Annotated in this window: 26 protein-coding genes; 21 read left to right on the forward strand and 5 right to left on the reverse strand. The window is 72.1% G+C overall.

All coding sequences use genetic code 11. From position 1 onward, the window contains the following. The first annotated feature begins 30 nt into the window (after window positions 1–30). The 7 genes from LRD69_RS19705 to LRD69_RS19735 all read left to right on the forward strand — a co-directional run bounded on the left by LRD69_RS19705 (window position 31) and on the right by LRD69_RS19735 (window position 5764). On the forward strand, window positions 31–399 hold the full coding sequence (locus LRD69_RS19705) for a holo-ACP synthase (protein ID WP_277329794.1): 369 nt from the start codon (window positions 31–33) through the stop codon (window positions 397–399). A gap of 4 nt (window positions 400–403) precedes the next feature. After that, window positions 404–1864, forward strand: a complete 1461-nt coding sequence (locus tag LRD69_RS19710; RefSeq protein ID WP_277327873.1) for an NAD(P)H-hydrate dehydratase — start codon at window positions 404–406, stop codon at window positions 1862–1864. A gap of 71 nt (window positions 1865–1935) precedes the next feature. Continuing rightward, on the forward strand, window positions 1936–2316 hold the full coding sequence (locus tag LRD69_RS19715; RefSeq protein WP_277327874.1) for a DUF488 family protein: 381 nt from the start codon (window positions 1936–1938) through the stop codon (window positions 2314–2316). A gap of 91 nt (window positions 2317–2407) precedes the next feature. Next, entirely contained in the window at window positions 2408–3565 is a 1158-nt protein-coding gene (alr, locus tag LRD69_RS19720; protein WP_277327875.1) for an alanine racemase, read from the forward strand. A gap of 78 nt (window positions 3566–3643) precedes the next feature. After that, window positions 3644–4909 carry an alpha/beta hydrolase gene (locus LRD69_RS19725; protein WP_277327876.1) on the forward strand — a complete coding sequence of 422 codons (1266 nt, stop codon included), beginning with the start codon at window positions 3644–3646 and terminating at the stop codon, window positions 4907–4909. Beyond that, entirely contained in the window at window positions 4878–5450 is a 573-nt protein-coding gene (tsaE, locus tag LRD69_RS19730) for a tRNA (adenosine(37)-N6)-threonylcarbamoyltransferase complex ATPase subunit type 1 TsaE (RefSeq protein WP_277327877.1), read from the forward strand. Before LRD69_RS19725 ends, tsaE begins: the two co-directional genes overlap by 32 nt. A gap of 125 nt (window positions 5451–5575) precedes the next feature. Next, a complete protein-coding gene (locus tag LRD69_RS19735; RefSeq protein WP_277327878.1) occupies window positions 5576–5764 on the forward strand; it encodes a hypothetical protein in 189 nt (62 codons plus the stop codon). 18 nt (window positions 5765–5782) lie between these two features. On the opposite strand, the gene LRD69_RS19740 is transcribed toward LRD69_RS19735, so the two are convergent. After that, window positions 5783–6325 carry a hypothetical protein gene (locus LRD69_RS19740; protein WP_277329795.1) on the reverse strand — a complete coding sequence of 181 codons (543 nt, stop codon included), beginning with the start codon at window positions 6323–6325 and terminating at the stop codon, window positions 5783–5785. A gap of 239 nt (window positions 6326–6564) precedes the next feature. Between LRD69_RS19740 and tsaB the strand changes: the two genes are divergently transcribed. From tsaB to LRD69_RS19790, 10 genes are all read left to right on the forward strand, one after another. Next, on the forward strand, window positions 6565–7212 hold the full coding sequence (gene tsaB, locus LRD69_RS19745) for a tRNA (adenosine(37)-N6)-threonylcarbamoyltransferase complex dimerization subunit type 1 TsaB (RefSeq protein ID WP_277329796.1): 648 nt from the start codon (window positions 6565–6567) through the stop codon (window positions 7210–7212). Beyond that, on the forward strand, window positions 7209–7772 hold the full coding sequence (gene rimI, locus LRD69_RS19750) for a ribosomal protein S18-alanine N-acetyltransferase (protein WP_277327879.1): 564 nt from the start codon (window positions 7209–7211) through the stop codon (window positions 7770–7772). Before tsaB ends, rimI begins: the two co-directional genes overlap by 4 nt. After that, window positions 7772–8875 carry a tRNA (adenosine(37)-N6)-threonylcarbamoyltransferase complex transferase subunit TsaD gene (tsaD, locus tag LRD69_RS19755; protein ID WP_277327880.1) on the forward strand — a complete coding sequence of 368 codons (1104 nt, stop codon included), beginning with the start codon at window positions 7772–7774 and terminating at the stop codon, window positions 8873–8875. Before rimI ends, tsaD begins: the two co-directional genes overlap by 1 nt. Beyond that, window positions 8872–9147, forward strand: a complete 276-nt coding sequence (locus LRD69_RS19760) for a hypothetical protein (RefSeq protein WP_277327881.1) — start codon at window positions 8872–8874, stop codon at window positions 9145–9147. Before tsaD ends, LRD69_RS19760 begins: the two co-directional genes overlap by 4 nt. A 138-nt stretch (window positions 9148–9285) precedes the next feature. Then, the gene (locus LRD69_RS19765; protein ID WP_277329797.1) at window positions 9286–10281 is read left to right on the forward strand and encodes an LCP family protein; all 996 of its coding nucleotides are present in this window, start codon (window positions 9286–9288) and stop codon (window positions 10279–10281) included. Window positions 10282–10385: 104 nt separating this feature from the next. Further along, entirely contained in the window at window positions 10386–10742 is a 357-nt protein-coding gene (locus tag LRD69_RS19770; protein WP_277327882.1) for a YciI family protein, read from the forward strand. A gap of 67 nt (window positions 10743–10809) precedes the next feature. Next, entirely contained in the window at window positions 10810–12105 is a 1296-nt protein-coding gene (locus LRD69_RS19775) for an RNA polymerase sigma factor (protein ID WP_277327883.1), read from the forward strand. 70 nt (window positions 12106–12175) lie between these two features. Next, window positions 12176–12640, forward strand: a complete 465-nt coding sequence (locus LRD69_RS19780) for a VOC family protein (protein ID WP_277327884.1) — start codon at window positions 12176–12178, stop codon at window positions 12638–12640. A gap of 160 nt (window positions 12641–12800) precedes the next feature. Continuing rightward, window positions 12801–12932, forward strand: coding sequence for a hypothetical protein (locus LRD69_RS19785; RefSeq protein ID WP_277327885.1), 132 nt, complete (start codon window positions 12801–12803; stop codon window positions 12930–12932). A gap of 168 nt (window positions 12933–13100) precedes the next feature. Beyond that, a complete protein-coding gene (locus LRD69_RS19790) occupies window positions 13101–13466 on the forward strand; it encodes a hypothetical protein (protein WP_277327886.1) in 366 nt (121 codons plus the stop codon). A 12-nt stretch (window positions 13467–13478) separates the two neighbouring features. On the opposite strand, the gene LRD69_RS19795 is transcribed toward LRD69_RS19790, so the two are convergent. Then, on the reverse strand, window positions 13479–14657 hold the full coding sequence (locus tag LRD69_RS19795) for a class I SAM-dependent methyltransferase (RefSeq protein ID WP_277329798.1): 1179 nt from the start codon (window positions 14655–14657) through the stop codon (window positions 13479–13481). Window positions 14658–14854: 197 nt separating this feature from the next. Here LRD69_RS19795 and LRD69_RS19800 point away from each other — a divergent pair, with 197 nt between their 5' ends. The 4 genes from LRD69_RS19800 (at window position 14855) to groL (ending at window position 18414) form a co-directional block, all read left to right on the forward strand. Beyond that, the gene (locus LRD69_RS19800) at window positions 14855–15778 is read left to right on the forward strand and encodes a polysaccharide deacetylase family protein (RefSeq protein WP_277329799.1); all 924 of its coding nucleotides are present in this window, start codon (window positions 14855–14857) and stop codon (window positions 15776–15778) included. Further along, a complete protein-coding gene (locus tag LRD69_RS19805; RefSeq protein WP_277327887.1) occupies window positions 15775–16116 on the forward strand; it encodes a hypothetical protein in 342 nt (113 codons plus the stop codon). The genes LRD69_RS19800 and LRD69_RS19805 overlap by 4 nt, the downstream gene beginning before the upstream one ends. Window positions 16117–16379: 263 nt before the next feature. After that, window positions 16380–16688 carry a co-chaperone GroES gene (gene groES / locus LRD69_RS19810; protein ID WP_037688098.1) on the forward strand — a complete coding sequence of 103 codons (309 nt, stop codon included), beginning with the start codon at window positions 16380–16382 and terminating at the stop codon, window positions 16686–16688. A 100-nt stretch (window positions 16689–16788) separates the two neighbouring features. Further along, on the forward strand, window positions 16789–18414 hold the full coding sequence (gene groL, locus LRD69_RS19815; RefSeq protein ID WP_030914299.1) for a chaperonin GroEL: 1626 nt from the start codon (window positions 16789–16791) through the stop codon (window positions 18412–18414). Window positions 18415–18534: 120 nt separating this feature from the next. Here the strand turns inward: groL and LRD69_RS19820 are convergent, their stop codons facing one another. The 3 genes from LRD69_RS19820 to LRD69_RS19830 all read right to left on the reverse strand — a co-directional run bounded on the left by LRD69_RS19820 (window position 18535) and on the right by LRD69_RS19830 (window position 21058). Then, entirely contained in the window at window positions 18535–19230 is a 696-nt protein-coding gene (locus tag LRD69_RS19820; protein WP_277327888.1) for an ester cyclase, read from the reverse strand. Window positions 19231–19575: 345 nt separating this feature from the next. Further along, on the reverse strand, window positions 19576–20349 hold the full coding sequence (locus LRD69_RS19825) for an SDR family oxidoreductase (RefSeq protein ID WP_277327889.1): 774 nt from the start codon (window positions 20347–20349) through the stop codon (window positions 19576–19578). Window positions 20350–20383: 34 nt separating this feature from the next. After that, the gene (locus LRD69_RS19830; protein WP_277329800.1) at window positions 20384–21058 is read right to left on the reverse strand and encodes an MOSC domain-containing protein; all 675 of its coding nucleotides are present in this window, start codon (window positions 21056–21058) and stop codon (window positions 20384–20386) included. Between the last annotated feature and the right edge of the window lie 83 nt (window positions 21059–21141).

A 21141-nucleotide genomic window follows, 5' to 3' on the forward strand; every position in this document is an offset into this window, starting at 1 on the left:
CAATGAACCAGTGAATGAGTGAGTGAGCGCGTGATCATCGGGGTCGGGATCGATGTGGCGGAGATCGAACGGTTCGAAGCCGCGCTGGAGCGTACGCCGCATCTGGCTCAGCGGCTCTTCCTGGACAGCGAACTGCTGCTGCCCAGCGGCGAGCGGCGCGGAGTCGCCTCGCTGGCCGCCAGGTTCGCCGCCAAGGAGGCCGTCGCGAAGGCGCTCGGCGCGCCCGCCGGGCTGCTCTGGACGGATGCAGAGGTGTTCGTCGAGGACAGTGGGCAGCCCCGGCTGCGGGTCGTCGGCACGGTCGCCGCGCGCGCGGCCCAGCTGGGCGTGCGGCACTGGCACGTCTCGCTGAGCCACGACGCGGGGGTGGCGTCGGCCGTGGTGATCGCGGAGGGTTGACCGTATGCGAACTGCGTACAGCGTGGAGACCGTGCGGGCCGCCGAGCGCGCCCTGATGGCACGGCTGCCCGAGGGCGCCCTCATGCAGCGGGCCGCCGCCGGCCTCGCCGCGGCCTGCGCCGATCTGCTGCGGCGGAGCGGCCGGGTGTACGGGTCCCGGGTCGTCCTGCTCGTCGGCAGCGGTGACAACGGCGGCGACGCGCTGTACGCGGGGGCCCGGCTGGCCCGGCGCGGCGCGGGCGTCCGCGCGCTGCTGACCGCGCCGGACCGTGCCCACGAGGGCGGAGTCGCGGCGCTCCGCGCGGCCGGCGGACGGGTGGCGGACGCCGGGGACGCCGACGCGTTCCCGGCCGGCCGCGTCGATCTCGTCGTCGACGGCATCACCGGCATCGGCGGCCGCGGCGGGCTGCGCGAGGGCGCGGCCGCGCTGGTGCGGGCCGTCGAGGCGACCGGGGCGCCGGTCGTCGCCGTCGATCTGCCCAGCGGCGTCGAGGCGGACACCGGGGAGGTGCTCGGCGACTGCGTGCGGGCCGATGCGACGGTCACCTTCGGCACGTACAAACCAGGGCTGCTCGTCGACCCGGCCGCCGACCGGGCGGGCGCGCTGCACCTCGTCGACATCGGGCTCGGTGAGGAGCTGCCCGACGTTCCCGATCTGGAGGCGCTGCAGTATGCGGACGTCGCCGCGCTCCTGCCGCTTCCCGCCAGTGAGAGCGACAAGTACCGGCGCGGGGTCGTCGGCATCGTCGCCGGGTCCGCCCGGTATCCGGGGGCGGCGGTGCTCGCCGTCGGCGGGGCGCTGCGCGGCGGTGCGGGGGCGGTGCGGTACGTCGGTCCCGGCGCGGACGCCGTGATCGCCCGGCACCCCGAGACCCTGGTCCACGCGGGGCCGCCGTCGAAGGCGGGACGGGTGCAGGCGTGGGTCGTCGGCCCCGGGCTCGGTGACGGCACGGCGGCCGTCTCGGCGGTCGCCGATGTGCTGGCCGCCGAGGTCCCGGTGCTGGTGGACGCGGACGGGCTGCGGCTGCTCGACGCCTCCGTCGTACGGTCGCGCACCGCGCCGACGCTGCTGACCCCGCACGCCGGGGAGGCCGCCGCGCTGCTCGGCGTCCCGCGCGAGGCGGTCGAAGCGGGGCGGCTCGCCGCCGTACGGGAGCTCGCCGCCCGCTTCCGCGCCACCGTGCTGCTCAAGGGCTCGACGACCCTCGTCGCCACCGACGCCGAGCACACTCCCGTCCGGGTTAACCCGACCGGCACCTCCTGGCTGGCCACGGCGGGCAGCGGCGACGTCCTCTCCGGGCTGACCGGCTCCCTGCTGGCCGCGGGCCTCGCCCCGCGCGACGCCGCCTCCGTGGGCGCGTATGTGCACGGTCTGGCGGCCCGGCTCGCCTCGGACGGCGGTCCGGTCGCCGCACAGGATGTCGCGGACGCGGTCCCCGCGGCGTGGCGGGACGTACGCGCCTGAGCCATTCTGGGCAGCAACGGACGAGGAACGGCAAGGAACCGCAGACAAGAGCCGGTGAGGAGTGGTCGGCGGTGGGCAACAGCTCCCTACGCGTACGCCGGGTGTACGACCCGCAGGAGGACGGTGACGGGACCCGTGTCCTCGTCGACCGGCTCTGGCCCCGTGGCGTCGCCAAGGACCGGGCCGCGATCGACCGGTGGCTCAAGGACCTCACCCCGACGAACGAACTGCGCTCCTGGTACCACGAGGACCGCACCGGCACCCGCTACGACGAGTTCGTCGACCGCTACCGTGCCGAGCTCGCCGGGCCCGCCTGCGCGGCGGCGGTCGACGAGCTGGTGGAGCTGGTCCGCGGTGGACCGGTCACCCTGGTCACGGCGGTGAAGGACGTCCCGAAGAGCCATGTCCCGGTCCTCGTCGAGCACGTGGAACATGAGCTGCGCCGTCGATGACGCCTGTGGTGCCGCGCCGGGTACCGCTGACGCGCCTCGCCGGACCTGCCGGCTGAAGGCCCTGTCGGGTGCCTCTGAGAGACTGGGCGCGATGAACGAGACAGCGTCCTTGAGAGCCCGAGCCGAGATCGACCTCGCCGCACTGCGCGCCAACGTGCGTGTGCTGCGCGCCAAGGCGGCCGGCGCGCACCTCATGGCCGTCGTCAAGTCCGACGCCTACGGGCACGGGGCGGTGCCCTGCGCCAGGGCCGCGCTCGAGGCCGGGGCGACCTGGCTCGGCACCGCGACGCCGCACGAGGCGCTGGCCCTGCGCGCCGCCGGGCTCGGCGGCCGGATGATGTGCTGGCTGTGGACGCCGGGCGGCCCCTGGCGCGAGGCGATCGAGGCCGACATCGACGTGTCGGTGAGCGGCATGTGGGCGCTGCGCGAGGTCGTCGCCGCGGCCGGTGAGGCGGGGCGGCCGGCCAGGATCCAGCTCAAGGCCGACACGGGCCTCGGCCGCAGCGGCTGCCAGCCCGCCGACTGGCCCGAGCTGGTCGCCGCCGCCCGCACCGCCGAGGAGGCGGGCACCGTCCGGATCACCGGCCTCTGGTCCCACTTCGCCTGCGCGGACGAGCCGGGCCATCCGTCGATCGCCGCCCAGCTGGCCGTGTACCGGGACATGGTGGCGTACGCGGAGAAGGCAGGGGCCGAACCCGAGGTGCGGCACATCGCCAACTCCCCGGCGACGCTGACGATCCCCGAGTCGCACTTCGATCTCGTACGGACCGGAATCGCCATGTACGGCATCTCGCCCAGCCCCGAGCTCGGCACCCCGGCCGACTTCGGGCTGCGCCCGGTGATGACGCTCGCGGCGTCGCTCGCCCTGGTCAAGCAGGTACCGGCCGGTCACGGCGTCAGTTACGGGCACCACTACACGACATCGGCCGAGACGACACTCGGCCTGGTACCGCTCGGCTATGCGGACGGCATCCCGCGCCACGCCTCCGGGCGCGGCCCGGTCCTGGTCGGCGGTGCGCGGCGGCGGATCGCGGGCCGGGTGGCGATGGACCAGTTCGTCGTCGACCTCGACGGGGACGTCGTCGAGGCGGGCAGCGAAGCGGTGCTGTTCGGCCCGGGGGACCGGGGTGAGCCGAGCGCCGAGGACTGGGCGGAGGCCGCCGGCACGATCGCGTACGAGATCGTCACGCGCATCGGCGGACGCGTACCGCGCGTCTATCTCCACGAGACACCGGCCGATCCGGTCTGATCAGGCATGTTCTGTATGTCCTGCACGTCCTGTCCTGACCCGATCTGACGGACAACGACCGACGAGGAGCGCGCACCGGTGAGCGAGAGCAGCGCGGGGGATGCGATGGCGACAGTGACCGCTGTGGCGGTCGGCTGGCGCCGGGCAGGCATCGCCGGAGCCGCCATAGGCGTGATCGCGGCCGGTGCGGCGGCCGGTGTGGCGGTCGAGCGGATGACCGTCGGCCGGGGCATGCGCAGGAGGGCCAGGCTGGCGCTGGACGCCTCAGGACCGTACGGCTCGCTGCGCGGTATGCCCGGCCGGGCCACCGCCGACGACGGCACCGAGCTGTACTACGAGGTCGACCAGGTCGAGCCGGACGGCGGTACGGGCGCGGGCAACGGACCGGGCGCGAGCGCCGGGGCCACCGGCACCGGATCGCGCCGGCGGCGGCTCTTCGGCCGCAAGGCCCCCGGGCCCGTCACCGTCGTCTTCAGCCATGGTTACTGCCTCAGTCAGGATTCCTGGCACTTCCAGCGGGCGGCGCTGCGCGGGCTGGTGCGTACGGTGCACTGGGACCAGCGCAGCCACGGCCGCTCCGAGCGCGGCCGGGCGCAGGCCGACGGCGTGACGGTCGGCATCGACCAGCTCGGCCGGGATCTGAAGGCGGTCATCGACGCAGCCGCCCCCGAGGGCCGGCTGGTGCTGGTCGGGCACTCGATGGGCGGCATGACGATCATGGCGCTGGCCGATCAGCACCCCGAGCTGGTGCGGGACCGGGTCGCCGCGGTCGCGTTCGTCGGAACGTCGAGCGGGAAGCTCGGCGAGGTCAGCTTCGGGTTGCCGGTCGCGGGCGTGAACGCCGTGCGCCGGGTGCTGCCCGGGGTGCTGAAGGCGCTCGGCTCGCAGGCGGAGCTGGTGGAGCGGGGGCGGCGGGCGACCGCCGATCTCTTCGCCGGGCTGATCAAGCGGTACTCGTTCGGTTCGCGGGACGTGGACCCGGCGGTCGAGCGGTTCGCCGAGCGGCTGATCGAGTCCACCCCGATCGACGTGGTCGCGGAGTTCTACCCGGCCTTCACCGAGCACGACAAGAGCGCGGCGCTGCCCGCGTTCTTCGACGTTCCGGTGCTGATCCTGGCGGGCGACAAGGACCTGGTGACGCCCAGCTCGCACAGTGAGACCATCGCCGACCTCCTGCCGGAGGCGGAGCTGGTCATCGTTCCGGACGCCGGGCATCTGGTGATGCTGGAGCACCCGGAGACGGTGACCGACCGGCTGGCGGACCTGTTGGTGCGGATCGGAGCCGTGCCGTCAGCGACTAACGTTGGCGGGCATGGAAGCAGCGCACAACAGCCTGGCGGCTGAGCCCGGACGGGCCCCGGTCGCGCACACCGCGCCCGGGGACGCCCCGGTCACCGCCCGTCTCGACGTCACCTCCCCCGAACAGATGCAGGACCTGGGCCGCCGGATCGCCGGTCTGCTGCGCCCCGGCGACCTCGTGATGCTCAGCGGGGAGCTCGGCGCGGGCAAGACGACGCTGACCCGGGGGCTCGGCGAGGGCCTCGGGGTGCGCGGCGCCGTCACCTCCCCCACCTTCGTGATCGCCCGCGTCCACCCGTCGCTGGGCACCGGACCGGCGCTCGTCCACGTCGATGCGTACCGGCTGGGCGGCGGGCTCGACGAGATGGAGGACCTGGACCTCGACGTCTCGCTGCCGGAGTCCGTGGTGGTCGTGGAATGGGGTGACGGCAAGGTCGAGGACCTGTCGGACGACCGGCTGCAGGTGGTGATCCACCGCGCGGTCGGAGACACGGACGACGAACGGCGCTCGGTGACGCTGGTCGGGATCGGCGCGCGCTGGTCCGGGCTGCGGACGGAGCTGGAAGCGGGGCGCCGGGACCGCTGAGCGGAGTTTTCCGACAGGGTGTCGGCATGGTGTTGCGCGGGGTGGGCCGGGCGTGGTCACATGGATGTCGAGAGCCGGTTAGGTGTACCTAACCACGCCTTCCACCGGAGCACCAGGAGGCATCCATGCCGACGCCCGAGCGTGAAGCGCAGCCGCAGCCGCCAGTGACGTCCGCGGTGTCGATGAAGGATCTGCTGGCGGCCTGCGCCGCAGCCACCGCGGTCTCCACGCCACCGTCCGGGGAACGCCAGGAGACCGGGAAGCACCAGGCGTCCGGGGAGCGGCCGGAGGCCGGGCAGCGCGAGGCCGCGTAGCGGGCTTCCGCCCGGGCGTTACGGGACGACGACCACCTTGACGTCGACGGTCGCGAAGGTCCACATCGCGTTGCCGTCCGCCCGCTTCATCCGTACCCCGCCGGTCCTGCGCGACGGGTCGGGGCTCTCCATCGAGTCGTCCTTCGCCGCGCTGAACCCGACGGGCACGTTCCCGTCGGCCACGGCGAACCGCACCACGTGCTCGATCGGTACACCGTCCGAGCCCTTGATGGCGCCCGAGCGTGAACTCACCTTGTAGACCCCGGGCTTCGGGCTCACGGAGCTCGGCATGACGGCGAAGGTCCGGACCGTCTTGCCGCCCGGGCCGACCAGCCACACCCGGCGGTCGCCCAGTGCGTACACGACCCGTGTCCCGCTGCCGGAGCCGGCGGGGACCGCGAGCGGATGGTCCTTGTCCTTCGGCCTGGCGGCGTGGCCGGTGGCGGGGGCGCTGCTGGACGCCTTCGGCTTGGGGGCGGCAAGCGAGGCGGGAACGTTCGCCGACGCCTGGTAGGCCAGGAAACCGACCGCGGCGAGTGCTGCCGCGGTGAGCCCGGACACGATTCCCGCGCTGCCCCTTGCCACCGTGCGCGCCCCTTTCGCCGTCGTGTGCCGCGTCGCCGCCGTGTGTCGCGCGAGCGCTTCGCGTGCCGTGTGCGGTACGTCGTACACATGTTTTACGCCGCACCTGCGTATACCCGGTGACGGTAGCAGCAGGGCCCGGGGGGAACGGGACGCCGTACGGGGGCGCCACGGTGCCGCCGACGGAGCCGTAGGCTGTTTGCGTGCTCTTGCTCGCCATGGATACCGCCACCCCCGCCGTCACCGTCGCCCTGCACGACGGGACCTCCGTCGTCGCCGAGTCGAGTCAGGTCGACGCCCGAAGGCACGGGGAACTGCTGCTGCCCGCTGTCGACCGGGTCCTCGCCGAAGCCGGGGTGGGACTCGACGCGGTGACCGCCGTGGTCGTCGGCGCCGGCCCGGGACCGTACACGGGACTGCGCGTCGGTCTGGTGACCGCCGCGACGTTCGGCTCGGCGCTCTCCGTGCCGGTGCACGGGGTGTGCACGCTGGACGGCCTCGCGTACGCCGCCGGGCAGGCCGGCCTGGAGGGGCCGTTCGCCGTCGCGACGGACGCCCGCCGCAAGGAGGTCTACTGGGCGCGGTACGAGGACGCCCGTACCCGTGTCGGTGACCCCGCCGTCGACCGTCCCGCCGACATCGCCGAGCGGCTCGCCGGTCTTCCGGTGGCCGGGGCGGGCGCGGCGCTCTACCCCGAGGCGTTCCCGGACGCCCGTACCCCCGAGCACGTGTCCGCCGGCGCGCTCGCCGCCCTGGCAGCCGAGCGTCTCGCCGCGGGTGCGGAGCTGCTGCCGCCGCAGCCGCTGTATCTGCGCCGGCCCGATGCCCAGGTCCCGAAGAACTACAAGGTGGTCACCCCGAAGTGACGACCGCGACCGCCGTACTGCGTGAAATGCGCTGGTGGGACATCGAACCGGTGCTGGAGCTCGAACACGAGCTGTTCCCCGAGGACGCCTGGTCGGCCGGCATGTTCTGGTCCGAGCTGGCGCACGCCCGCGGCCCGCAGGCCACCCACCGCTACGTCGTCGCCGAGTCCCCGGCCACCGGACGGATCGTCGGATACGCGGGACTCGCCGCGGCCGGCGACCTGGCCGACGTCCAGACGATCGGCGTCAGCCGCGACCACTGGGGCGGTGGCCTCGGCTCCGAACTCCTCACCGATCTGCTGAAGCACGCCACGGCCTTCGAATGCGCCGAGGTGCTGCTCGAGGTGCGGGTCGACAACACCCGCGCGCAGAAGCTGTACGAACGCTTCGGCTTCGAACCGATCGGCTTCCGCCGCGGCTACTACCAGCCGGGCAACATCGATGCGCTCGTCATGCGCCTGACCGTGCAGGACCATGCGCACGAGCCCGCACAGGACCATGGACCGGACCACGTACAAGAGCCCGCACACGAGCTCGTACGAGAGACAGAGACTGACTGATGGCTGACGAACCGCTCGTACTGGGCATCGAGACCTCCTGCGACGAGACCGGCGTCGGCATCGTCCGCGGTACGACGCTGCTCGCGGACGCCGTCGCCTCCAGCGTCGACACCCATGCCCGCTTCGGCGGCGTCGTACCGGAGATCGCCTCCCGCGCCCACCTGGAATCGATGGTCCCCACCATCGAACGCGCCCTGAAGGAAGCCGGCATCAGCGCCCGTGACCTCGACGGCATCGCGGTCACGGCCGGTCCCGGGCTCGCGGGCGCGCTGCTCGTCGGCGTCTCGGCGGCGAAGGCGTACGCGTACGCGCTGAACAAGCCGCTGTACGGGGTGAACCACCTCGCCTCGCACATCTGCGTCGACCAGCTGGAGCACGGCCCGCTGCCCGAGCCGACGATGGCGCTGCTGGTCAGCGGCGGCCACTCGTCGTTGCTGCTCGCACCGGACATCACCCATGACGTACGGCCGTTGGGCGCGACCATCGACGACGCGGCGGGCGAGGCCTTCGACAAGATCGCCCGGGTGCTGGACCTCGGCTTCCCCGGCGGCCCGGTCATCGACCGGCTGGCGAAGGAGGGCGACCCGAAGGCCATCGCGTTCCCGCGCGGACTGAGCGGCTCCCGCGACGCCGCGTACGACTTCTCCTTCTCCGGCCTGAAGACGTCCGTCGCCCGCTGGATCGAGGCGAAGCGGGCCGCGGGCGAGGAGGTGCCGGTGCGGGACGTGGCGGCGTCCTTCCAGGAGGCCGTGGTGGATGTGCTCACCCGCAAGGCCGTCCGGGCCTGCAAGGACGAGGGTGTCGACCACCTGATGATCGGCGGTGGCGTCGCGGCCAACTCGCGGCTGCGGGCGCTGGCCCAGGAGCGGTGCGAGCGGGCCGGGATCCGGCTGCGGGTGCCGCGGCCGGGGCTGTGCACGGACAACGGCGCGATGGTCGCGGCGCTGGGTGCCGAGATGGTGGCGCGCAATCGGCCGGCCTCGGACCTGGAGCTGTCGGCGGACTCGTCGCTGCCGGTGACGGACACACATGTGCCGGGCAGCGCGCACCACCACGACCACGACCATGTGCACGAGATCAGCAAGGACAACCTCTACTCATGACCGTCGCCCTCATGTGGGAGGCCCGGGCCGTGGACGGCCGGGGCGCCGAGCTGCTGGAGTGGGCTCGGGCACGGGCGGGCGAGCTGGTGTACGAGCCGCTGCGGTACGAGCTGCTGCGGGCGCCGCAGGACCGGGTGCTGGTCATCACGTGGTGGGAGGCGGCGTACGGCGACGAGCTGCCCGAGCTGCCCGAGCCTGAGCCGGGGCTGATCACCCGGGCGGTGCACCGCTGGCGGTTCGAGGTCGCGGACCGGGACACCGGCCGGGTCTGAGAAGACTCGAGGGATCCTGAGATTTTCCGAAGGAAAAACGAACAGGGGTTCCGGGCCCGATAATTCGGACTTACGTTCGTCCATGTGACCGGAGACAAGAGACGCCGTCCCCGCCTGCTCAAGGTGGCCGCGACGGTGATGGGCTGCGCGCTGGTGCTCGCCGCGGCCGGGGCGGGCTGGGCGTACTGGCATCTGAACCAGAACATCCGCAGCGTGGACATCGACGCCGCGCTGGGCGACGACCGGCCGGCCAGGGCGCCCGCCGGCGTCCCGGCCGTCTCCCCGGCCCCGGCCCCGTCGGTGTCCGCGACGCCCTCCGTACCCCCGACCGGGGTGCTGAACATCCTGGTCCTCGGGTCGGACTCGCGCAGCGGCAGCCGGAACGCCGCGCTCGGCGGCGGTGACAGCACCGGCGCCCGCTCCGACACGGCGATGGTCGTCCACCTGAACGCCGACCGCACGCAGGCGACCGTCGTCAGCATCCCGCGCGACACCCTGGTGACCCGCCCCGCGTGCCCGACGTCCTCGGGCGGCACCACGTCGACGGCGTACTCCGCGATGTTCAACAGCGCGTACGCGGTGGGCGGCCCCGTCTGCGCGGTCAAGACGGTCGAGCAGCTCACCGGCGTCCGGATGGATCACTACATCGAGATCGACTTCGCCGGTTTCGCCGCCCTCGTCGACGCGCTGGGCGGGGTGAGCGTCACCACGACCGTGGACATCGACGACGACCTGAGCCACCTGCATCTCGAGGCGGGCACCCACCGGCTCGACGGCACCGAGGCCCTGGCCTTCGCCCGTACCCGCCACGGCGTGGGCGACGGCAGCGACCTGGGCCGGATCGGGCTCCAGCAGCAGTTGATCGGGGCGCTGCTGAAGGAGGCCGGGGAGACCGGTCTGCTGACCGACCCGGCAGGCCTCTACCGGATGGCGGACGCGATCACCGACAGCCTGACCACGGACACCGGCCTCGACTCGCTCGGCGAGCTGAAGGGTCTGGCGCAGAGCCTGGGGGCCATCTCCCCGACCGGGCTGACCACGGTCACCATGCCCGTCGTCACGGCCCCGTCCGACCCCAACCGGGTGGTGGCCCGGGAGCCTGCCGCGAGCGAGCTCTGGGCATCCCTGCGATAGAAGCCGAAAAGTTCTTCCGGTGGTGTGTCGATTGCGGCCTCTCCCGTTCGACGCAAGGGTGAGAGGCAGGGAAAGCCCCCGCCCTCCCGTACCGAGGAGTCGCAATGCCGCGCTTTCTGTCGATGATCCGCATCGATGAGCAGAACCTGCCCCCGCAGACCCCCGACCCCGGGTTCGAGGCGCGCATGGGGGCGCTGTTCGAGGAGATCACCAAGGCGGGCGTCATGCTGGACACCGCCGGGCTCGCCCCCACCTCGCAGGGCACCAGGGTCAGCTGGGAGGACGGCAAACTGAGCTACACCGACGGTCCCTTCACCGAGACGAAGGAAGTCGTCGGCGGTTACGCGCTCATGCAGTGCAAGGACAAGGCCGAGGCCCTGGAGTGGACCAAGCGGTTCCTGGAGATCCACCCGCAGCACTGGACCGTCACCGCCGAGGTCCGCGAGATCGCCGAGGCCTGACGCGGGCACCCGCCCTCGAACCCGGCCCGGCCGCGCTTGCTCCGCCTCCGGTCGGCTGCTCTGATGGGTGGCCGTGACGGAAGCAAGCGCGACCGCGGCGGTCGAGGCCGTGTTCAGGATCGAGTCCGCGCGGATCATCGCCGGGGCCGCCCGCATCGTGCGGGACGTGGGCATCGCCGAGGAGCTCGCGCAGGACGCTCTGGTCGCCGCGTTGGAACAGTGGCCGGAGTCGGGCGTCCCGGAGCGGCCGGGCGCCTGGCTCATGGCCACCGCCAAGCACCGTGCGATCGACCTGGTCCGCCGCAAGGAGACGTACGCCCGCAAGCTGGCCGAGGTCGGACGGACCCTGGAGGACGTCCGGCCGCCCGGGCCGGAGGACATCGCCGGCGCCGACGACATCGACGACGACCTGCTGCGGCTGATCTTCACGGCCTGCCACCCCGTGCTGTCGACCGAGGCCCGGATCGCGCTCACCCTGCGGCTGCTCGGCGGCCTCACCACCGACGAGATCGCCCGGGCGTTCCTGGCATCCGAGTCCACCGTCGCCCAGCGCATCGTCCGTGCGAAACGGACCCTGGGCCGGGCCGGCGTCCCCTTCGAAGTGCCGTACGGGGCCGAGCGTGCGGCCCGGCTCGGCTCCGTGCTCGACGTCATCTACCTGATCTTCAACGAGGGTTACGCGGCCACGGCGGGCGACGACTGGCTGCGCCCCGGACTCTGCGAGGACGCGCTGCGGCTGGCCCGCGTGCTGGCCGGACTGATGCCGCAGGAACCCGAAGTGCACGGCCTGGCCGCCCTGCTGGAGCTCCAGGCCTCCCGCACCGCGGCCAGGACGGGCCCGGGCGGCGAGCCCGTGCTGCTGGCCGACCAGAACCGGTCCCGCTGGGACCGGCTGCTGATCCGGCGCGGGTACGCGGCCCTGGAGCGGGCGAACGCGGTGGGCGACGCCCCCGGCCCGTACGCCCTGCAGGCGGCCATCGCCGCGTGCCACGCGCACGCGGTGACGTACGAGGAGACGGACTGGAAGGTCATCGCCACGCTCTACGGCCTGCTGGCCAGGGCGGCCCCGTCGCCGGTGGTGGAGCTGAACCGTGCGGTCGCGGTCTCGATGGCCGAGGGGCCGGAGGCGGGGCTCGCGCTGGTCGATGCCCTGGCCGGGGACCCGGCGCTGGCGGCGTACCACCTGCTGCCGAGTGTGCGCGGCGATCTGCTGGCGCGGCTGGGGCGTGCGGACGAGGCGCGGGCGGAGTTCGTCCGGGCGGCGGGACTGACCCGTAACGCACGCGAACGGGCGCTGCTGATGGCACGGGCGGGGGAGGGCGGCGAGGGCGGCCCGCCGGAGAAGAGCGGCGCGCCGCGATGAGTTCCGGGCGGCGGTCCGGTCTACCTTGCACAGCCGGTCCCTACCCGCACGCGTCGCCGAGGAGCAGACCATGCAGAAGATCAAGACCTTCCTGTGGTTCGACAACCAGGCCGAGGAGGCCGCGAACCACTACGTATCCGTCTTCGGAGGGGACTCGAAGGTGCTGGGCGTCTCGCACTACACCGAGGCGTCACCGGGCGAGCCGGGCACGGTCATGACCGTCGAATTCCGGCTGGCAGGCCAGGAGTACGTCGCACTCAACGGCGGCCCGCAGTTCCCCTTCACCGAGGCGATCTCGCTCTCCGTCGACTGCGAGTCGCAGGCGGAGGTCGACGAGCTGTGGGCCAAGCTCACCGACGGCGGCGAGGAGGGCCAGTGCGGCTGGCTCAAGGACCGGTACGGGCTGTCCTGGCAGATCGTCCCGCGCGGGCTGTCCGAGGCGCTCTCCGACCCGGACCCGGCCAAGGCGGACCGGGCCATGAAGGCCATGCTCGGCATGAAGAAGCTGGACATCGAGGCGCTGCGGAGCGCCTGACGGCAGGTCCGTCCCGCCCGGCCGGTCGCCCTTACGCCACTGGGGTGGCCCCGGTCATCCGCATGGAGGCGGTCCGGCCGCGCGGGCGCATCGGCCGGTCCGGGCGGTTCGTTGACCGGGTGAGCGGGCGTACCCGGCGCCCGCCACGAGAGGAGCCACGATGTCCGAACCGTACGACTACAGCATCGAGGCGGAGGAGATGGCCGAGGGGACCGAGAGCCCCTATGCCGACGACGACGCGGGATCCGAGTCCGACGGGTACGACGAGTACCTGCACAGCCCGGACCACTGAACCGGACCGGGACGGGCGGGGCTCCCCGTCGGCGACGGCCCCCCGTCCGTTCCGCGGCCGGCAGGGCGGGGTCCACGTCCCGCGCAGTTCTCCGCCGGAGGCGGCGCGCGCCGCTGGACCCGCCCCTATCCTGGCCGCGTAGCAGGAACCGCACAGGGGGAGGGTCCGATGGAGTGGTACTGGTGGTTGCTCATCATCTTCTGGACGGGCGGCTTCGGTTGGGCGGTCGACAACGTCCGTACGGCGCTGCGCAACCGCCATACACGCAAGCTGGAGCTGCTGGAGGCGAGCAAGCAGGAGCGGCTGGCCGTCGAGGCGGCGCACCGGCCGCCGGAGCCGGTCTGCGGCTGCACGCACCACCTCGCCAAACATGACAAGCAGGGCAAGTGCCATGAGCGGGTCGAGGTGCCGACGGCCTGGGACGAGAGCAAGAAGCCGGTCCGCTTCGAAGCCGGGCAGTGCAACTGCCAGCAGTACGTGGGTCCGCAGCCGCTCTCGCAGGTGTACGCCGAGGACCTGACCGACCTGGCGTAGGAACCCCGGGCCTCAGGGCTTTCGGGTGTCCGGCCGTACGGGGTGGCCGATCAGCATGGTCGGCGCCCCTGCGACCCGGGTCAGGAACACGGTGGCCGCGTTCGGGCCCTGCAGCTTCATCTTGCGGCGCACCTCCTCCGGTTCGACGGCCGAGCCCCGCTTCTTGACGGTCAGCACACCGACTTCCCGCTCCCGCAGCAGTGCCTTCAGCCTCTTCATGTGGAACGGCAGCTGGTCGGTGATCTCGTACGCCGAGGTGTACGGGGAGTCGTACGGCTCGTCGCTCGTGACGTACGCGATCGTCTCGTCGATCAGCCGGCCGCCCGACCGCGCCACGATGTCCGCGACCAGATGCGCACGGATGACGGCGCCGTCCGGCTCGTGGAGATAGCGGCCGACCGGGCCGACGGGCGGGGCGGGCAGAGGGTCCGGGGCCGACAGCGTCGCGCCGGCCGGGAGCAGCGTGGCGCGGTACGAGCCCCCGGTGAACCCCTCGCCGAACCAGAGCACCGCCTCCTTCACGTCGCCGCCGTCCGAGATCCACTCCGCCTCCGCCTGCGCCGGGATCGCCTCGTGCGGGATGCCGGGGGCGATCTTCAGCGCGGCGCGGGGGGCCTGCAGTGCGGCGCCGGTCGCCCAGGAGAGCGGCGGGGAGTACGCCTCCGGATCGAAGATCCTGCCGCGTCCGCCGCGCCGGGCCGGGTCGACGAACACGGCGTCGTACGGCGACGTGTCGATCTCGGTGACATCGGCGCACCGCACCTCGATCAGGGCGTCGAGTCCGAGCGCGGCGGCGTTGGCGCGGGCCACCTCGGCGGTCAGCGGGTCGCGGTCCACGGCGAGGACGGAGATGCCCGCACGGGCGAGCGCGAGGGCGTCACCGCCGATCCCGCAGCAGAGATCGGCGACGCTGCGGACACCGTTCGCGGCGAACCTGCCGGCGCGGTACGCGGCGACCGTGGTGCGGGTCGCCTGCTCGACACCGTTCGGCGTGAAGAACATCCGGTACGCGTCGTCGGCACCGAACTTCGCCACCGCCCGCTGCCGCAGCCGTGCCTGTCCCAGCGCCGCCGACACCAGTGCGGCCGGGTGGCTGCGGCGCAGCCGGGTTGCGGTGGCGAGCTCCTGGGCGGGGTCGTACGTCCGCAGGTCGGCCAGGAGCGCCGCACCTTCGGGGGTGCGCAGGGCCATGAAGGAGGCGAGCGGGTCTGTGGGGGTGGAGGCGTTCACCGGCCCATTGTCGGCCAGCCGGGGGACCGCGCGGGTCCGTCGGCGCTGTCGGGCCGAGCGAGCGGTCGGCTACTGGCAATATGCGACGCCAGACATCTTGTACGACAAAAGGGGGAATTCTCATGAAAAGGGGCGGGCCGGTCCCGGTGCGGCGCCGTATGGGCGGTGCGCGCCGGGGCGCGGTCCGCGCGGCCATGGCCGCGCTCCTCGTCACCGCCGTCGCCTCCGGCTGTTCCCCGGGATCCGGCGGCCGCGCCGAGCACCGGGCCGCCGGCGCCGCGGCCGGCCTTCCCGGCGCCCCCGGCCGGGCCGCCGGCCCAGCCCGCGATCCGTCCGGGTACGCCGAGAAGCTGCAGCGGACGCAGGCCGCCCGCGCCGCGGCCGCCAGGAGGTGGGGGCTGGAGCAGACCCCGCTGGTCCCTCCCGACCCGCCCGCCGTGAAACCACACCTCACCACCCGCAAGGGGTTCGAGGTCAAGGGCGGCGACGACTCGCTGCCTCCTGTCTTCACCACCGTCCCGACCGAGGAGCGGATCGTCTTCCTGACGATCGACGACGGCGACTACAAGGACCCCGAGCTGCTGCGGATGATGTCGGAGCTGCAGATCCCGTACAGCGCCTTCCTCAGCGACTACCTGGTGCGCAACGACTACGGGTACTTCAAGGAGGCGCGGGACCGGGGTGTCACCCTCAACAACCATACGGTCGACCACTCCTATCTGCCCGGCCTCTCGTACAGCGACCAGAAGCGCCAGATCTGCGGCCAGCAGGACATCCTCGAGAAGGAGTACGGCCAGCGGCCCACCCTCTTCCGGCCGCCGTACGGCAACTACAACGGGGACACGCTGCGCATCGCGCGGTCCTGCGGCATCAAGGCCGTGCCGCTGTGGGCCGAGGAGGCGTTTCCCGACCGCATGGAGTGGCGGGAGCCGGACCGCGATCTGCATCCCGGCGACATCATCCTCACGCATTTCCATGGCGCCAAGGACTGGGGCGGCACCATGGCCGACCTGATCCGCGCGGTCATGAAGACCATCACGGACAAGGGGTACGCGGTGGCCCGGCTGGAGGACTACGTATGAGCAGGGCCCGCCGGCCGCTGGCCGGAGTGCTGGCGGCCGTTGCGCTCCTGACCGCCGCCACGGGGTGCGCGCAGTCGGTCGACCCGATCGAACGGCTGGGCCGGAAGGCCGCGCAGAAGGTGCACCACCCGCACCCGGCCCCGGCGCCCACGGCGGGTGTGCAAGGGGATCACGGGGAGCTGGGGCCGATGGCCGTCGTCGCCTGCGACCGGTGGGGCGGACCGCAGGATCCGGGGCACGTGCGGCCGTCGCCGCCGCTGGGGAAGCGGCACTGGTGGCGGGCCCGGCCGGACTCGCACGACGCGGTGGACGCGGCGGCCGCGTGCGACCGGCGTTAGGGCCTGTCCGGCGGATCATGCCGGGCTCGCGCCCATGGCCCCGTCCGTGGCCGTTGCGCCACGCGCGGGGTCAATTGGCACTCCGCTTGACCGAGTGCTAATCGCGGTCATAGTCTCAGGTCTGGCACTCCCCACTGGAGAGTGCCAGCAGTACTGCGCGACTGGCAGGTCCGGCACCCGCGACGACGGATCCACCTGGTCGCCACCCCAAGACAGTTAACCCCGCAGTTAACCCCGAGATCTCCGAAGGGGGAGGCCGGATCGTGACGACCACCAGCTCCAAGGTTGCCATCAAGCCGCTTGAGGACCGCATTGTGGTCCAGCCGCTCGACGCCGAGCAGACCACGGCCTCTGGCCTGGTCATCCCGGACACCGCCAAGGAGAAGCCCCAGGAGGGCGTCGTCCTGGCCGTGGGCCCGGGTCGCTTCGAGAACGGCGAGCGTCTGCCGCTCGACGTCAACACCGGTGACATCGTGCTCTACAGCAAGTACGGCGGCACCGAGGTGAAGTACAACGGCGAGGAGTACCTCGTCCTCTCGGCTCGCGACGTGCTCGCGATCATCGAGAAGTAATTCACCCACGTTTGCTTCTGATCTGCGCCCCTGGCCCCCTGCGAAATAACCAGCCGGGCGGTCAGGGGCGCATTTCATTCGAGAGGACAGCTCAGCTCCCATGGCGAAGATTCTGAAGTTCGACGAGGACGCCCGTCGCGCCCTTGAGCGCGGCGTCAACAAGCTTGCCGACACGGTCAAGGTGACGATCGGCCCCAAGGGCCGCAACGTCGTCATCGACAAGAAGTTCGGCGCTCCCACCATCACCAACGACGGCGTCACCATCGCGCGCGAGGTCGAGCTCGACGACCCGTACGAGAACCTCGGTGCCCAGCTGGTGAAGGAGGTGGCGACCAAGACCAACGACGTTGCGGGTGACGGCACCACCACCGCCACCGTGCTCGCCCAGGCGCTCGTCCGCGAGGGTCTGCGCAACGTTGCCGCGGGTGCTTCCCCGGCCGCCCTGAAGAAGGGCATCGACGCCGCGGTCAAGGCCGTGTCCGAGGAGCTCCTCGCGACCGCCCGGCCGATCGACGACAAGTCCGACATCGCCGCCGTGGCCGCGCTCTCCGCGCAGGACTCGCAGGTCGGCGAGCTCATCGCGGACGCGATGGACAAGGTCGGCAAGGACGGTGTCATCACCGTCGAGGAGTCCAACACCTTCGGTCTGGACCTCGAGTTCACCGAGGGCATGGCCTTCGACAAGGGCTACCTGTCCCCGTACATGGTGACCGACCAGGAGCGTATGGAGGCCGTCCTCGACGACCCGTACATCCTGATCCACCAGGGCAAGATCGGCTCGATCCAGGAGCTGCTCCCGCTCCTGGAGAAGGTCATCCAGGCCGGTGGCTCCAAGCCGCTGCTGATCATCGCCGAGGACGTCGAGGGCGAGGCCCTGTCGACCCTCGTCGTCAACAAGATCCGTGGCACCTTCAACGCCGTCGCCGTCAAGGCGCCGGGCTTCGGTGACCGCCGCAAGGCCATGCTCGGCGACATCGCCACCCTCACCGGTGCGACCGTCATCGCCGAGGAGGTCGGCCTCAAGCTCGACCAGGCCGGTCTGGACGTGCTGGGTACCGCGCGCCGCGTGACCGTCTCCAAGGACGACACGACCATCGTGGACGGCGGCGGCGAGCCCGGCGACGTCAAGGGCCGGGTCAACCAGATCAAGGCCGAGATCGACTCCACGGACTCCGACTGGGACCGCGAGAAGCTCCAGGAGCGCCTTGCGAAGCTGGCCGGCGGCGTGTGCGTGATCCGCGTCGGTGCTGCCACCGAGGTGGAGCTCAAGGAGAAGAAGCACCGTCTGGAGGACGCCATCTCCGCGACCCGCGCCGCGGTCGAGGAGGGCATCGTCTCCGGTGGTGGCTCCGCTCTGGTCCACGCCGTCAAGGTCCTCGAGGGCAACCTCGACAAGACCGGCGACGAGGCCACCGGTGTCGCGGTCGTGCGTCGCGCTGCGGTCGAGCCGCTGCGCTGGATCGCCGAGAACGCGGGCCTCGAGGGTTACGTCATCACCTCGAAGGTCGCCGAGCTCGACAAGGGCCAGGGCTTCAACGCCGCGACCGGCGAGTACGGCGACCTGGTCAAGGCCGGCGTCATCGACCCGGTCAAGGTCACCCGCTCCGCGCTGGAGAACGCCGCGTCCATCGCGTCGCTGCTGCTCACGACCGAGACCCTGGTCGTCGAGAAGCCGGCCGAGGAAGAGGCCGAGGCCGGTCACGGCGGCCACGGCCACTCGCACTGACGCGTAGCCGTACCGGCTCACAGCCGGCCCTGGAAGGCCTCCTGTTCCCGCTGCTCAGCGGCGGGCGCGGGGGGCCTTCGGCGTTCCCGGCCGCGCGCGGTGCCCGCCGGTGCTCTGCGGTCAGTCGAGCGCGTCGAGCCGGCGCATGAGGCCCATGAGGTCCTCGTGCCACCAGCCCTCCTGGATCCTGCCGTCCTTGAACCGGAAGATCGTGGTGCCGGTCATCGTGCACTGTCTGCCCGTCGGCGCGATGCCCATGAAGTCGCCCTTGTGGGTGCCGGTCCAGGTCCACAGCGTCACGACGTCGTCGCCCTGGCAGATCTGCCGGTCCAGGGCGAAGGTGAAGTCGAAGGCAGCCCGCCAGCCGGCGATGTCGTCCCGGAGGCGGTCGGACCCGATCACGGTGTCCTCCTCCTTGGCGACGTCGTGGTCGATGTAGTCGGCGGCGAACACCTCGTCGATGGCGTCCAGGTTGCCTCCGACGGCGATCTCGTGGAAGAACCGACGGGACAGTGTCTGGTTCAACTGTTCCTCGCGGACCACGTCGAGCCCGGTGAAGGTGGGCATCCCGTCGCAGAGCGCCACCATTTCGTGGAAGATCCGGTCGGTCTCCGGCAGCGTGGAGTTCGTCATCGCGTCCTCGTACGACGGGAATTCGACGATCTCCACGTAGTGGGACCCGTCGGAGCGGTCCTTGCCGGTCAGGCTGTGCGTGGCGGTCCGGGCACCCTTGGTCTGTTCGACCCACTCGTCCATGAGGCGGTCCATGTCATCGAACCGCTCCGTCTTGCAGTCGATCACCTGTACATATCTCATGGTGTCTCCCGGTGCCGCGAGCCGATGGGATGGTTCCATTTTAGTGAGATGCGGGGTTTGCGACGGTTCGGGCGGGCGGTCGGGCCGCGCGATCCAGGCTCCGGCGCGTACCGGCTCCGCGGGGCGGGCCGGCCGCGAACCGCCCCTCCCGTCCGTCGTCCGGTGCGGCTCGTCATCCGGCGACCCCGCGACATGCGGAGCCGGCGGGCCGTGCGACGGTGGGAGTCCGGACGGACATGAGGATCCGTCACATCCGGTGCGGCACTGCGCGCCCCGGCCCCGGCAGGCATCGCCGAGGGCCCGGAGCTGCGCGGCGGCATCCGGCCCGGTGCGGGCTCGCCCGCCCTACTGCGGCCCGTACTTGCGGCCCGTCTTGGAGGTGACCCCGCCGAGCAGTCCGCGCGGCGCCACCTTCACCAGGCCCATCAGCGTCTTGTACCGCGCGTCCGGGATCGAGACCGACTTGCCGCGTGCCAGATCCGCCAGCGCCGCCGCCACCAGCTTGTCCGCGTCGAGCCACATCCAGCCGGGGATGTTGCCGGTCCCCATGCCGGCCCGCTCATGGAACTCGGTCCGTACGAAACCGGGGCAGAGCGCCATCAGCCGAACCCCCGACCCGGCCAGGTCCTTCGCCGCGCCCTGGGTGAACTGCACGACCCATGCCTTGGACGCGCCGTACGTCCCGCGCGGCACGAACGCCGCCACCGAGGCCACATTGACGACCCCGCCCCGCCCGCGCTCCTTCATCCCGGCCGCGGCCGCCGAGGTCAGCCGCAGGACCGCCTCGCAGTGCACCTTCAGCATCTTCAGCTCATCGGCCGTCGACACCTCCAGATAGCGGCCCTTGTTGCCGAACCCGGCATTGTTGATCAGCAGGTCGACGGACTGCCGGCGGTCCGTCAGGCGGTCCTCGACCGAGGCGATCCCGTCGTCCTCGGACAGATCGGCGGTCAGCACCTCGGCCTCGATGCCGTGCCGGTCGTGCAGTTCGGTGGCTTGCTCCCGGAGTCGCTCGGTGTTGCGCGCCACCAGCACCAGGTTGTGCCCGTCGGCCGCGAGCCGCCGCGCGAAGGCGGCCCCGATTCCCGCGGTGGCGCCCGTAATCAGTGCAGTCGTCATACGCGGCACGTTAATGCCACACCCACCGCGCCGATCACTCACCCGCAGCTTCGGACTTCACGTACTTCAGGGCCGAACGCAGTACCCCGGGATGGAGCGTGTCCCGGGCCGGGAGCAGCCGCGGCAGCAGCTCCCGGCGGGTCGTCGAGGCCAGGAACTCCAACTGCACGGTGACGTCGTGGTCCGGCCGGTGCGCGATCTCGACCGGGTCCCCGGCGCGTATCCCGCCCGGCTCGATCACCCGCAGGTAGGCACCAGGGGCGGCCGCCGCCGTGAACCGCCTGACCCAGCGGCTCTCGCCGAGGTGACCGGCGAACGTACGGCACGGAATGCGGCTCGACGTGACCTCCAGCACCAGATCGGGGCCCACCCGCCAGCGCTCGCCGATCCTCGCGCCGCTCACGTCCAGCCCGGCGGTCGTCAGGTTCTCGCCGAACGCGCCATTGGCCAGCGGGCGGCCGAGCGCGTCCTCCCAGGCGTCGAGGTCCTCGCGGGCGAATGCGTACACGGCCTGGTCGCTGCCGCCGTGATGGCGCAGGTCGCAGACCGCGTCCCCGGCCAGTCCGCTGCCGCCGGTGCCCTTGGGGCCGGGGTCGGTGACGCGCACCAGGCCGTCGGCCGGATGCTTGTCGATCCCCGTGACACCGCCGGCGGCGTCGGTGTGGTCGACCGCCACGGGCCGTCCCGTGTTCACCGTCAGCAACTTCATCGACTTCGTCGGCTCCATGGGAGCAACGCTAACGACTTCGCCTCAAAGTCACACTCGGGTATCTCGCATCAGCCCCAAGAGCG

The sequence above is a fragment of the Streptomyces sp. JH14 genome, from assembly GCF_029428675.1.
Lineage (GTDB): Bacteria > Actinomycetota > Actinomycetes > Streptomycetales > Streptomycetaceae > Streptomyces.